The sequence below is a fragment of the Stenotrophomonas sp. HMSC10F07 genome, assembly GCF_001807895.1.
GTDB lineage: Bacteria > Pseudomonadota > Gammaproteobacteria > Xanthomonadales > Xanthomonadaceae > Stenotrophomonas > Stenotrophomonas sepilia.
Genome location: NZ_KV791339.1, coordinates 1 through 13,210, shown reverse-complemented (window position 1 = coordinate 13,210; position 13,210 = coordinate 1). Strand labels below are relative to the sequence as shown.

Annotated in this window: 12 protein-coding genes and 2 pseudogenes; 13 read left to right on the top strand and 1 reads right to left on the bottom strand. The window is 62.1% G+C overall.

Features of this window, described 5'->3' with window-relative positions:
- Positions 1 to 96: 96 nt before the first annotated feature.
- Positions 97 to 516 carry an HD domain-containing protein gene (locus HMPREF3114_RS03165; RefSeq protein WP_070488990.1) on the bottom strand — a complete coding sequence of 140 codons (420 nt, stop codon included), beginning with the start codon at positions 514 to 516 and terminating at the stop codon, positions 97 to 99.
- Positions 517 to 646: 130 nt separating this feature from the next.
- Here HMPREF3114_RS03165 and HMPREF3114_RS03160 point away from each other — a divergent pair, with 130 nt between their 5' ends.
- From HMPREF3114_RS03160 to HMPREF3114_RS03100, 13 genes and pseudogenes are all read left to right on the top strand, one after another.
- A complete protein-coding gene (locus tag HMPREF3114_RS03160) occupies positions 647 to 904 on the top strand; it encodes a hypothetical protein (protein ID WP_005417248.1) in 258 nt (85 codons plus the stop codon).
- 35 nt (positions 905 to 939) lie between these two features.
- Positions 940 to 2,619 (top strand): type IV secretory system conjugative DNA transfer family protein, encoded by a 1,680-nt coding sequence (locus tag HMPREF3114_RS03155; protein ID WP_061480696.1) that lies wholly within the window; start codon positions 940 to 942, stop codon positions 2,617 to 2,619.
- 424 nt (positions 2,620 to 3,043) lie between these two features.
- Positions 3,044 to 3,490, top strand: coding sequence for a hypothetical protein (locus HMPREF3114_RS03150; RefSeq protein WP_032954281.1), 447 nt, complete (start codon positions 3,044 to 3,046; stop codon positions 3,488 to 3,490).
- Between the two features lie 89 nt (positions 3,491 to 3,579).
- A complete protein-coding gene (locus HMPREF3114_RS03145) occupies positions 3,580 to 4,635 on the top strand; it encodes a VirB8 family type IV secretion system protein (RefSeq protein WP_019660295.1) in 1,056 nt (351 codons plus the stop codon).
- Positions 4,632 to 5,411, top strand: a complete 780-nt coding sequence (locus HMPREF3114_RS03140) for a TrbG/VirB9 family P-type conjugative transfer protein (RefSeq protein ID WP_014037652.1) — start codon at positions 4,632 to 4,634, stop codon at positions 5,409 to 5,411. The genes HMPREF3114_RS03145 and HMPREF3114_RS03140 overlap by 4 nt, the downstream gene beginning before the upstream one ends.
- Positions 5,408 to 6,679, top strand: a complete 1,272-nt coding sequence (locus HMPREF3114_RS03135) for a TrbI/VirB10 family protein (RefSeq protein ID WP_070488988.1) — start codon at positions 5,408 to 5,410, stop codon at positions 6,677 to 6,679. Before HMPREF3114_RS03140 ends, HMPREF3114_RS03135 begins: the two co-directional genes overlap by 4 nt.
- A 14-nt stretch (positions 6,680 to 6,693) precedes the next feature.
- The gene (virB11, locus tag HMPREF3114_RS03130; RefSeq protein WP_049471359.1) at positions 6,694 to 7,737 is read left to right on the top strand and encodes a P-type DNA transfer ATPase VirB11; all 1,044 of its coding nucleotides are present in this window, start codon (positions 6,694 to 6,696) and stop codon (positions 7,735 to 7,737) included.
- 15 nt (positions 7,738 to 7,752) lie between these two features.
- Positions 7,753 to 8,217, top strand: a pseudogene (locus HMPREF3114_RS21570) (lytic transglycosylase domain-containing protein); the annotation flags it as partial.
- 580 nt (positions 8,218 to 8,797) lie between these two features.
- Positions 8,798 to 9,208 carry a TrbC/VirB2 family protein gene (locus tag HMPREF3114_RS03120; protein WP_069139858.1) on the top strand — a complete coding sequence of 137 codons (411 nt, stop codon included), beginning with the start codon at positions 8,798 to 8,800 and terminating at the stop codon, positions 9,206 to 9,208.
- Entirely contained in the window at positions 9,201 to 9,509 is a 309-nt protein-coding gene (locus tag HMPREF3114_RS03115) for a VirB3 family type IV secretion system protein (RefSeq protein WP_019660289.1), read from the top strand. The genes HMPREF3114_RS03120 and HMPREF3114_RS03115 overlap by 8 nt, the downstream gene beginning before the upstream one ends.
- A gap of 81 nt (positions 9,510 to 9,590) precedes the next feature.
- On the top strand, positions 9,591 to 12,032 hold the full coding sequence (locus tag HMPREF3114_RS03110; RefSeq protein WP_070488983.1) for a VirB4 family type IV secretion/conjugal transfer ATPase: 2,442 nt from the start codon (positions 9,591 to 9,593) through the stop codon (positions 12,030 to 12,032).
- A gap of 45 nt (positions 12,033 to 12,077) precedes the next feature.
- Complete coding sequence (locus HMPREF3114_RS03105) at positions 12,078 to 12,875, top strand: hypothetical protein (protein ID WP_229766053.1); 798 nt, start codon at positions 12,078 to 12,080, stop codon at positions 12,873 to 12,875.
- 78 nt (positions 12,876 to 12,953) lie between these two features.
- Positions 12,954 to 13,210 (top strand): annotated as a pseudogene (locus HMPREF3114_RS03100) (type VI secretion protein); the annotation flags it as partial.

The following is a 13,210-nucleotide window of genomic DNA, read 5'->3' as shown; positions in this document are numbered from 1 at the left end:
ATTGTACTGCTGCACTGCAACAGGAGCAGCAGCACTCAGGGTAAATCAGCGTTTGATCGGTGACACGCCGGCCCTCCGCGCCGCCTCGCGGCCGGCTCAGATGCCCAGCGCCGCCCGGGCATGAGCGTACTTGTCGCGAAGGCGCCCTGCCGTGGTCCCGTCCAGCATCGCCAGCCGCTGTGGATCGGCGTTGTCATCCAGATCGGCGCGCTTCACTTTCAATGCAAGCGGGTGGGCGGCAATGCGCGCGTAGTAGCTGTCCGCGTCAGGAGCTGCATCGCGGTTGAGCAGTTGCACCGCCTCGCGCAGCGGCGCCGGAAATACCTCGATCCGCGCGGCAAACGCCGGGCAGTCCTCGGCCACGTCATGCAGCCAGGCCATCACTTCGGCGTCATCGTCGCCGCGCACGGCGGCCGCCACCCGCGCCACATGGCCGATATAAGGCTGGCCGGCCTTGTCGATCTGCCCCGCGTGGGCCTCGGTGGCCAGCGTACGGGCAAGTGCTACCCAGTCCATTGCAGTCTCCTTGGATATCCGCGCACAGTTTCGCGCAAAAGCCGCAGCGGTTGTGGATGCGCCCATGACGCTGCCACGGGCATGATGGCGAGGCAGGGGACGCAGTGTTGCCCCGACAAGGAGGAGTGAGATGCAGGAATTCAGGCATGTGCTGGAAACCCGTGGCCGCTATCAGCTGGTAGCGGTGTCCTACGAGCCGGTGTACGCTCCCGGCGATGTGGTCGGCCATGCGGTCGTCGCCGACGATGGGGATCGTCTGACCGACCTGATATCACTGGCCGAAGCGCGCCAACGCTTGCTGCAACTGGTGCGTGAAGAGGGCGAGGAGCCCGGGCTGGAAAACGAGAACCACCTGCGGAAGAAGGCGTCGCGCTGGCGCCACCGCTAGGCCGTCGCGCCGCGTGCGCATCATGGAGGATTCGGGTGTTGCCCAGTAAGAAGTATCTGCTCATCGCCATCATCACGCTGGCGACCCTGCTGCTCGGTTTCGTGTTTTCCGGCTATCTGACCCTGCTGTTCCTGGGGCTGGACACCCAGCTGTTCACCTGGAACACCTACTACCAGTACGTCCACGCCATCGGCCAACCGCAGGTCGCGCCCTTCGTGGGCAAGATCAAATGGGCTGGCTACGTGGGCTTCGGCCTGCCCCTGCTGGTGCTGCTGGTGGCCGGCCTGGTGCTGCTGCTGAAGAAGGACAAGCGCTCGCTGCACGGCGACGCGCGCTTCGCCACCGGCGCCGACCTGGCCAAGCACGGCATGTTCAAGAAGACCGGCCAGAGCATCGTGGTCGGCAGCCATGGCGGCAAGCTGGTGCGCCTGGATGGCCAGCAGTTCGTGATCCTGGCCGCGCCGACCCGCTCGGGCAAGGGCGTGGGCGTGGTCATCCCGAACCTGCTGGAGTACGGCGAATCGCTGGTGGTGCTGGACATCAAGCAGGAGAACTTCGACCTGACCAGTGGCTGGCGCGCCAGCCAGGGCCAGGAAATCTACCTGTTCAATCCCTTCGCCGAGGACCGGCGCACGCACCGCTGGAACCCGCTCAGCTACGTCTCCGATGATCCGGCCTTCCGCGTCTCGGACCTGATGAGCATCGCCGCGATGCTGTATCCGGACGGGGCCGAGGACCAGAAATTCTGGGTCAGCCAGGCGCGCAACGCGTTCATGGCCTTCACCCTGTACCTGTTCGAGAACTGGGACGACGAGCGCAGCAGCGGTTTCCCGGGCGGCGCCGGCACCCCCACGCTCGGTGCGGTGTACCGTCTGTCCTCCGGCGACGGCACCGACCTGAAGAAGTACCTCAAGACCCTGTCGGAGCGGCCGTTCCTCAGCGCCAATGCGCGTTCGGCATTCGCCAACATGTTGTCCCAGGCTGACGAGACCTTCGCCTCGATCCTGGGCACCTTCAAGGAACCGCTCAATCCCTGGATCAATCCGGTGCTGGACAAGGCCACCAGCTGCAACGACTTCCTGCTGACCGATGTCCGCAAGAAGAAGATGACCATCTATATCGGCATCCAGCCGAACAAGCTGGCCGAGAGCCGGTTGATCATCAACCTGTTCTTCAGCCAGCTGATCAACCTCAACACCAAGGAACTGCCCAAGTCCAACCCGGACCTGAAGTACCAGTGCCTGCTGCTGATGGACGAATTCACCTCGATCGGCAAAGTGGAGATCATCGCCTCGGCGGTGTCGTACATGGCTGGCTACAACATCCGCCTGCTGCCGATCATCCAGAGCATGTCCCAGCTCGACGCCACCTATGGCCGGGAAGTGTCACGCACCATCATCACCAACCATGCCCTGCAGATCCTGTACGCGCCGCGTGAGCAACAGGATGCCAATGACTATTCGGACATGCTGGGCTACACCACGGTGCGCAAGAAGAACGTCACCCATGCCCGCGAAAAGACCCACAACTTCACCGAGGAACGGCGCGCGCTGATGCTGCCGCAGGAGCTGAAGGCGATGGGGCCGGACATGGAGGTGTTCCTGTATGAGGGCATACCGCATCCGGTGAAGTGCGACAAGATCCGCTACTACAAGGACCGCTACTTCACTTCGAGGCTGCTGCCGAAGGTGGACGTTCCGATGCTGAACGTCTAATTCACGACGCTTAATTTGTGAATTTGATTCGAAGTTAAGAATGTGAATTCGTGATTTCGGTCAAGAATTTGGCATTTGTTCATGGATTTTCAGACTTGTCTGACATGGAATTGACGCGTGGTTGTGCGACCCTGTGCATGTCGTCCAGAAGTGTGTGCTGGATGTCGAAGATGTAGCAGCAGGGTGGCCAGGAGTTTGTGCCATGGAAACAAGGATGGTTTCGACGTTGGTGAGGTATGCGGATGTGTTGTCGGCTGCGCCGATGGCCCCGCAACCTGGTTGGCAGCCTTTGGGCTGCAGGGGGGCCGGAGTGGGTGCGCTGCACACAGCGTGTCCCTCCGATTCCGGCGTGCGCGATGCAGCGCCGGACGACCAGGGGACCAATGCTCGGGACTGCTTTTTCGTACGTCAAAGTGAAGCCCGTATGAATCAGGCGTTTATCGCGAAAATGTCCATCGCCGCAGTGGCGGCGCTGATGGTGGCCGGTTGCGCCACCAAGTCCGCTCCGGATTTCGGAGGCCGCTGGAAGCCGGTCAACCGCTTTGCTGCGACGACGACCGAAATTCCGCTGTACTCCAGCTACGTCTACCAGGCCTCGCCGATGGATGGCACGCTCAAAGCCATGCTCGAGCGTTGGGCCAAGGATTCCGGGCGCACGCTGGACTACCGCCTCAGCTCGGATTTCACTCTGTATGGCGCGGTCTCGAACATCGACACCACCAACGCACAGCAGGCCGTGATCGATCTGACCGCAGCCTATGCGGCGCAGGGCATCTCCGTCTCCATCGTTGGCAACCAGATCGTTGTGCAGAGCGCTGGCTCGACGCCGACCGCGTCGGCGCAGGGCGCTGATTCCAACAGCGGCACCTGAGTCCACCTCGAAATCATCGAACGTGCCGCTCCCCGCGCCTGTCGCAGGGGTGCCACGCCCATTGATGTTTCAGCAGTACGGAAGAATCCATGTTCCGCAAGAAGGATCCCGGCAATAGTCCCAAGGTCGAGCAGTCGGTCGCCAAGGCGGTCAGCTACGAGATCACCGTGGCCGACATGGCGCGCCGCAGCGAGCGGCGCGCGTGGTGGGTCGCCACGGGCTCGTTGTTGATGTCGCTCGCACTGGCGGGTGGCTACTACTACATGCTGCCGCTGAAGGAGAAGGTGCCGTTCCTGGTGATGGCCGATGCCTACACCGGTACGGCGACCGTCGCGCGGTTGAGTGGCACCTTCCAGGGCGAAACGATCACCACCAACGAAGCGATCAATCGCAGCAACGTCGCCCAGTACGTGCTCGCGCGCGAATCGTACGACTCGGCGGTGATGGGGCTGCGTGACTGGGAACTGGTGTTCGTGATGTCCACCGATCCGGTGGCGCAGTCCATGCGCGTCCGCTATGCCGGCAACAATCCGCAGAACCCGTTCGTGATGTACGGTCGCGAGCGCGCCATCCGGGTCAAGATCCTCAGCATCACGCCACTGGGGGCCGAGCCGAACGGCAGCTTCCGCGGCGCTTCGGTGCGCATCCAGCGCAGCCTGCTGGACAAGCGCACCGGTGTCTCTACCTACCTGGACAACCAGCTGGTGACGATGCGCTTCGAGTACAACCAGAACCTGGCGTTGTCCGAGCAGGATCGCATCCTCAATCCGCTGGCGTTCCAGGTCACCGAGTACCGCGTCGACAACGACTACTCGCGTGGCGTGCCGGTGCCGGATGACGGCGCCATGCAGGCACAGGCGCAGCAGGCCGCGCAGGCCGCGCAGCAGGCGCAGGGTGTCTACGATCCCAACAATCCGGCCGCGGCCACCATGATCGACCCGGCCACCGGCCAGCCGGTCGCGGTGCCAGCCAACGGCCAGGTACCGGGTCAGGCAATGCCGGGACAGCCTGTACAGGGCCAACCGATGCCGGGTCAGCCGGTGCAGGGGCAAGCAATGCCGGGGCAGGCCATGCCCGGACAGCCGGCCATGAGGCCGGCGCAGAACAATTCCACCGGAACTGCTGATGGAGCAAGCAACCGATGAGTAGTCGAAATATCAGGGGAAGCGCGCTGGCGCTGCTGTCGATGTTGTCGTTGCTGTTCTCAGCAGCGGCGATGGCGCAGGCGGTTGACCACTACGAGTACGAGAAGGACCGCATCTATCCGGTTCGCACTGGCCTGGGGCTCACCACCCAGATCGAGTTGAGCCCGAACGAGAAGATCCTCGACTACAGCACCGGCTTCAGCAGCGGCTGGGAACTGACCCGCCGCGAGAACGTGTTCTACCTCAAGCCGAAGAACGTCGACGTCGACACCAACATGATGGTGCGCACCGAGACCCATTCCTACATCTTCGAACTGAAGGTGGTGGCCACCGACTGGCGCCAGCTGGAGCAGGCCCGCCGCGCGGGCGTGCAGTACAAGATCGCCTTCGTCTATCCCAATGACACGGTGTTCGGCGTCGCCCAGGAAGCGGTCGAGGAAGAGGCCAAGCCGTTGTTGAGCTCGGAGCTGGCCAAGGACCGGCAGTACAACTTCAACTACTCATATTCGACCAGCAAGGCGAAGAAGATGGGGTGGCTGATCCCGGTCAACGCCTATGACGATGGCCGTTTCACCTACCTGAAACTGCCGAACTCGCCGGAATACAAGACCGGCATCTTCCCGGCCGTGTTTGGTCGTGAAACGGAATACGGTGAAGACTTTGTGGTCAACACCACGGTTGAAGGCAATACGCTGATCGTGCACGGGACGCACCCGTACCTGGTCATCCGCCACGGCGACTTCGTCGTCGGCCTGCGAAGGAACGTGAAGAAATGAGCCAGCAGAACACTCCCGGAAACGACCCGAACAACGGACGCGACGAGAGCCAGAGCCCGTACGGCGCACAGGGTGCCGCGGACGCGCCGTCGAATCCCTATTTCGGCACGGCCCAGGCCGAGCCGGCGCCGGATCTGGACGCGGCCGCGCCGCAGCTGCGCTCGGCCGAAGAGCAGCGGCTGAACCGAAAGGCGCTGCTGTTCCTGGGCGGCATCGTGCTGCTGCTGGTGGCCATGGGCTTCCTGCTGTTCCGCAAGGGCCAGGATGACAAGGACGCTGTGCAGAAGGTGCCGGACGTTGCGCGCGTGTCTACGCCGACGCTGCCGGACGCCGTGCAGACGAGTCCGGTGCCCTCCCAGGCCATGCAACCGGTTGATCCGATTCCGATGTTGCCGCCGCCGCCGCCACAGGAGAGCAACGCTATTTCGCCAGCGATGATGGGCGCGCGTCAGGAGCGCGAGATCGAGCGTGGCCCCTCGCTGCTTGATCGCCGCATTGCCGGGTCTGGCAGCGGCGTGGGTGGCATGGGTGAAGGGCAGGGTCAGGCTGGGGGTGCTCCTTCATCCTACGAACAGGCCATGCTCGCCACGCTGCAGGCGCAGAACGGCAACACCGCCCCCGCAAAGGTTCGCCGCGGCCCGGACGTCGAGGATGTCTCCAGCGCCACCTACATCCAGAGCCCCGACGCGCTGCTGGTGCGTGGCACCTACCTGCGTTGCGTGCTGGAAACCCGCATCATCACCGACCTCGCCGGCTATACCTCGTGCCTGCTGACCGAGCCGGTGTACTCGATCAACGGTCGCAACCTGCTTCTGCCGAAGGGCTCCAAGATCTATGGCGCCTATGGCGGCGGTCCGATGGGCAAGCGCGTGGAAGTGATCTGGGATCGCATCACCACCCCCAATGGCATCGACGTTGCGATGTCCAGCCCGGGCGTGGATCAGCTGGGCGGCGCCGGTCATCCGGGCCAGTACAGCGCGCACTGGGGTAGCCGTATCGCTTCGGCGCTGATGATCAGCCTGATTTCCGATGCCTTCAAGTATGCGGCCGCCGAGCACGGTCCGGAGACCACGACCATCGCCAACAATGGCATGACGGTGCAGTCGCCCTATGAGAGTGCTACCGCACGCACGATGGAGCGCCTGGCCAATGAGGCTCTCAGCAGCAACCGTCGTCCGCCGACCGTCACCATCAACCAGGGCACAATCGTGAACGTCTACGTTGCAAAGGACGTCGACTTCACCAACGTGCTGCACCCCCGCCGGTAACCCAACGAACGATCATGGACGCCGAAGTGTCACCCCTCGCCCTCGTCTCCAGCGATTTCCTGCGCTATCAGTACGAAGTGCTGGGCATCGCCGAGTACATGACCTCTCCGGAAGTGACGGAAATCTGCATCAACCGTCCCGGCGAGCTGTACCTGGAAACCCGGGCGGGGTGGCAGCGGGTGGACGTGCCGAGCCTGACGTTCGAGCGGGCCCGGCAGTTCTGCACGGCAGTGGTGAACGAGAGCAACACCGGCCAGCGCATCACCGATGCCGATCCGGTGGTGTCGCTCACGTTCCCCACCGGCCAGCGTGCGCAGTTTGTGATTCCGCCGGCCTGTGACGCGGGGAAGGTGTCGATCACCATCCGTCTGCCGTCCAAGCACACCAAGTCGCTCAGTCAGTATCACGAAGACGGCTTCTTCAATCAGATCCTGGAAAGCGATGGCAGCATCAGTGAGCAGGATCGCGAGCTGCTGGAGCTGCGTCATTCGCGTGAATACGCCGAATTCTTCCGGCGTGCGGTGATGTACCGCAAGAACATCGTGGTATCCGGCGCGACCGGCAGCGGCAAGACCACCTTCATGAAGGCGCTGGTCAACCATATCCCGGACAACGAGCGCCTGGTCACGATCGAGGACGCGCGCGAACTGTTCCTGACCCAGCCCAACGTCGTGCACCTGTTGTATTCCAAGGGTGGACAAAGCACCAGCAATGTCAGCGCCAAGAGCTGCATGGAAGCCTGTCTGCGCATGAAGCCCGAACGCATCATCCTGGCCGAGCTGCGCGGTGACGAGGCGTTCTACTTCATCCGCAACTGCGCGTCCGGCCACCCGGGCTCGATCACCAGCTGCCATGCCGGCAGCCCGGAGCAGACCTGGGACCAGCTGGCACTGATGGTGAAGGCGTCAGCCGAAGGTTCGGGTCTGGAGTTCAACGTGATCAAGCGGCTGTTGATGATGACCATCGACATCGTCGTGCATATCAAGGCGCATGCCGGCTCGCGCTACATCACCGGCATCGACTTCAATCCTGGGCGTGCCCAGGGGCAGGAGGGCTGAGGGATGCTGCCAGGACTGGAAATGATGGCGTGCCCGGAGATGGCCGTGTCGATGGATGTGATGCAGCACGTCATCAACGTCGAATCGTCGCGCAATCCCTACGCCATCGGCGTGGTCGGCGGTGCATTGGTGCGCCAGCCCAAGGCGTTGGATGAAGCGCTGGCGACGGTGCGCATGCTGGAAGAGAAGGGCTACAACTTCTCGATCGGGCTGGCCCAGGTCAATCGCTACAACCTGGGCAAATACGGGCTGGATTCCTACGAGAAGGCCTTCCAGCAGTGCCCGAACCTGCAGGCCGGTTCGCGCATTCTCGCCGAGTGCTACAAACGCTCCGGTGGTGACTGGGGCAAGTCGTTCAGCTGTTACTACTCGGGCAACTTCGAGACCGGCTTCCGTCACGGCTACGTGCAGAAGATCTACGACTCGATCCGCCGCGGCCAGCAGGTTGCCAGCAATGGTGTTGCGCCGATCGACGTGGTGAGCCGCGGCGAGCGCCGCAGCGTGAAGGTCGAGCATCACCCGCAGCTGGCCTCTCCGGCGCAGGCGCGCATCGTTGCTCAATCCAATGGCCCGGTGTACGTGCCGTCGGAAGATCCCGCACGCGCCTATGTCGTGTACCCGTCCACCGGGGCGATGGCGCGGGGTAGTTTGCTGAATCTCGCCGACCAGGCGCTTTCCAAGGTGGTGCTGGGTTCGGTGGATCGGATGATGCAGCCGCAGGCGCAGCCGGCCCAGGTGGGCGCCTATCCGCAGCAACAGTCCAGTGGTATGCCGCAGCAGTTGCCTCAGCAGCGTGCTGCGCAGGCCATGGCCATGCCGCAGCAGTTGCCGGGCGCCGCCGGTGCCAGCAATGAGGGGCCCGTGATGCTGCGGCCCTGGAGCGAGCGCAACCAGCCTGTCGCCGGTGGCGACAATTCATTCAACGCGCCGGTGCAGGCCGCACCGGTGCAACAGATTCCCGCAGGGGATGCGGCCTTCGTGTTCTGACGAAGTCGTGGTGCGGCCAGTCCCCCGGCTGGCCGATTCAGTTGTGTTAGTCCATCAACAAGGAAATCAATCCATGAAGCGATCCAATCTCGACCTCGTCCAGGCCCAGCGCACGCTGAAGACCCTGCTGATGGCCACGATCTTCGTTGGCGCACTGTTCGCCCCGCAGGTGTTCGCCACCAGTCCCGACTTCGGCGGTACCGACAAGAAGGTCTGCGGCTTCTTCTCCAACATCAACGGCCTGCTGAACATGGCTTCGATCGCCGTGGTGACCATTGCGGTGATCTTCGCCGGCTACCAGATCGCCTTCGCACACAAGCGCATCGCTGACGTCGCGCCGATCCTGATCGGTGGCGTGCTGATCGGTGCCGCCGGCCAGATCGCGCGCATGCTGCTGGGCGAAGGCAGTGATGGCAAGTGCGGCGGCGGCACCGGCACCACCTACTACCTGATCAACAACGCGATCCAGTACTACAGTGCATAAGAACGTCGTGTTCCGCGGCTGCACGCGCCCGGCCATGTTCCTGGGCGTGCCCTACCTGCCATTCTTCATGGTGGCAGGTGGGTTGCTGCTGCTCAGCATGTACACGAACTTCTGGTTCCTGCTCACCATCCCGGTGGCGGTCTTCATCATGCGGCAGATGGCCAAGCGTGACGAAATGATCTTCCGCCTGTTGGGCCTGCGCCTGATGTTCAAGCTGAAAGTCCGCAACGTGCAGGAACACGATGGCATGTGGGTGTTCAACCCCAACCATTACCGCGACAAGCCGGCCCGAATGGATTGAGGTCCGGATCCGGCCCGGCGGGCGCAAGCGCCCGTCGGGTCTGTTGAAACTTCTTGGCAGTACCTCTTTGGAAGCAGTCGTATGTTCAGCCCAGACACCTCCATCAGCGAGTTCATTCCATTGTCGTCGCACGTCGCCCCGAACGTGGTCAAGACCACGGGCGGCGACTACCTGCTGACCTGGCATCTGGAAGGGCTGCCGTTCGTCGGCCGTGAGGAGTGGGAGCTGGAGCATCGCCATAACACGTTCAACCGCCTGCTGCAGACGCTGCGTGCTCCCGACTTCGTGAACGTGGCGTTCTGGGTGCATGACATCCGTCGTCGCCGCACGCTGAAGGGCAAGAGCAACTACAAGCAGCGCTTCAACCAGGACGTGTCCGACCAGTACATGGGCATGCTGTCCTCGCAGCGCATCATGCAGAACGAACTGTACCTGACCATGATCTATCGCCCCGTGGTGGCGGGTAAGCGCTTCGTCGAGAAGTCGGCGAACGTGGACAAGCTGCGCGCGGAGCAGGAGCAGGCAGTCGAAAAGCTGATGGAACTGGCCGGCAACGTCGAGGCCGTGATCCGCGACTACGCGCCATACCGCCTGGGCATGTACGAGGCCAAGAATGGCGTGGTGTTCTCGGAAACGCTGGAGCTGTTCGGTTACCTGATCAATCGCATCGACGAGCCGGTCCCGGTGCTGTCGGCACCAGTCAAGGACTACCTGCCGGTCAGCCGGCACATGTTCTCGTCCAAGACCGGTGACTTCGTCATCAATACCCCCAATGGTGCCAACCACTTCGGCGCCATCCTGAACATCAAGGAGTATGCCGAGGGAACTTACCCGGGCATTCTCAACGGCCTGAAGTACCTGGACTACGAGTACGTCATCACCCATTCGTTCAGCCCGATGGGGCGTCAGGACGCGCTCAAGGTGCTCGACCGCACCAAGGGCATGATGATCTCCTCCGGCGACAAGGCAGTCAGCCAGATCGTCGAGCTGGACCAGGCGATGGATCAGCTCTCGTCGGGTAATTTCGTGCTCGGCGAGTATCACTTCATCATGGCAGTCTACGGCGACAGCCAGGCCAAGCTGTCGCAGAACGTGGCCACGACGCGCGCCGAGCTGTCCAATGCCGGTTTTGTGTCGACCAAGGAAGATCTGGCGGTTACCTCATCTTTCTACTCCCAGCTGCCGGCCAACTGGCGCTACCGCACCCGCCTGGCCAATGTCAGCTCGCTGAACTTCCTGGGCCTGTCGCCGCTGCATAACTTCGCGACCGGCAAGCAGCACAACAACCCGTGGGGCGATTGCGTCACCACGCTGCAGACCACCAACGGCCAGCCGTACTACTTCAATTTCCACGCGACCCATCCGTCAGAGAACTCGCTGGGCGAGAAGGCGATCGCCAATACCATGGTGATTGGTAAGTCCGGTACCGGTAAGACCGCGCTGATCAACTTCCTGCTCAGCCAGGTTCAGAAGTACGAGCCGTCACCGACCATCTTCTTCTTCGACAAGGACCGTGGTGCGGAGATTTTCGTGCGCGCCTGCGGTGGTAACTATCTGGCCCTGGAGAACGGTGCGCCAACCGGCTTCAACCCGTTCCAGTGCGAGAACAATGAAGCCAACGTCCAGTTCCTGGCCGACCTGATCAAGGTGCTGGCCGGCAAGCGTGAGTACAGTGCGCGCGAGGAAGAGGACATCTACCGCGCAGTGGAAAGCATGCTCGATACGCCGATGCACCTGCGCAGCATGACCAACTTCCAGAAGAGCCTGCCCAACATGGGCGACGATGGGCTGTACGCGCGCATGCGCCGCTGGACCTCGGGCAATTCGCTGGGCTGGGTCTTCGACAATCCGGTCGACACCGTTGATCTGAGCAAGGCCAACATCATCGGCTTCGACTACACCGACATCATCGACAACCCCGAAGTGCGCGTGCCGGTCATCAATTACCTGCTGCACCGCCTGGAGTCGCTGATCGATGGTCGTCCGCTGATCTACGTGATGGACGAGTTCTGGAAGATCCTGGACGGCGAGGGTGGCCTGAAGGAGTTCGCGAAGAACAAGCAGAAGACCATCCGTAAGCAGAACGGTCTGGGCATCTTCGCGACGCAGAGCCCGGAGGACGCGCTGAAGAGCGATATCTCCGCCGCGCTGATCGAACAGACCGCCACGCTGATCCTGCTGCCGAACCCGAATGCCAGCAAGAGCGATTACATGGACGGCCTGAAGCTGACCGAGGCCGAGTTCAGGGTGGTTACCGCCCTGGACGAGCGCTCGCGCTGCTTCCTGGTCAAGCAGGGTCACGCGTCCAGCGTGTGCCAGCTCAACCTGCGCGGCATGGATGACATTCTGTCGGTGATCTCGGCGTCCACTGACAACATCGACATCATGCATCGGGTATTGCAGACAGCTGCGGTACGCAACCGGATTACCGTGGATGAGCTGACGCCGGAGCAGTGGCTGGAAGATTTCTACAAGAATCGAAAGGGCTCGGGCAAGACGGCGAGTACGGAAGCTGTGGCGTGAGTCGGGTGTCCCGACGCTCTTGAACGACCGACTATGGAGACGATGATGAACAGTCCGCACAAGAACAGTAAGAAGGCCCGTATGCCGCGCAGCACGAGACTGAGCGCGCTGGGATTGGGCGCCGTGATGTCATTGGCAACCACGACGGCGAACGCAGGCTGGCCGGTGTTTGATTACTCGAACCTGATGCAGGCCATCTATGAGTACAAGAACTCGATCACCAGTTACGCGGCCGACGCTGCCGAGTATGCCGAGCAGGCAGAGCGTTGGAAAAGGACGCTGGACCAGTACGCTCAGGCGCTGGTGAAGGTGCAGGCTCAGATGCGCAAGATCGGCCTGCCGGAGGGGCAGCCGTTGGTACCCGTGCCTGCGGACTATCTGGTGGCGGAAACCTGTGGCAGCAAGAGCAGTTTCTCGCCCGGCGATCTTTTCAAGAGTCTTGTGTTCAATCCGACCGGTGACATGAAGGAGCAGCAGACCCAGATCTGCGTGAACATCCGCATGATGCAGAATCGCAAGTACAACGATTCGGTCATGTTCCTCGCGCAGTCCATTCCCCAGATGGAGTCGGGCCTGAAGGAAATATTCGATCTGCGCATCTTCAGCAATGATCAGGGCAACGTCCAGGGTTCGGACAGCGAAGCGACCCGCATGGCCAACAACCTGGAAGTGGCAGCGCAGAGCTGGGAAGGACGCATGCGTTCTTACGATGCCTACATTGAAGTCATGGAAGCCAACCAGAAGATTGTGGCACAGGCGGCGCTCAAGGGAGATCCCACCAAGACCCTTGCGAGCGATCTGGTGAAGACAGTCGCGCTGAAGGCTGCACTGTCCATCGATTGAGGCAGGCGGTGGGGTGGCCAGAGCAAGTGCAAGGGGCGGCCACCGGTGCAAAAGCGGTATTACCAAGGGATTGCAGGAATGACGATCAGGTCGATTGCCAACTTTGATTTTTCGGGCGGGTTCCAGGATCTGATGGAGCACGCTGTGCGTATCCAGTCGATCGGCGACTTCGTGTTCTTCAAGCTGATTCTTGACTACCTGCGCGACAGGATTGGCAAGTTCGGCTTCCATTTGATGGAGAACATGATGACGTGGGTCGGCGGCATCGCGCTGACCCTGATGACCCTGTGGGTGCTGGTACAGGGCTATCGGATCGTCACCGGCCGCAGCCGGGA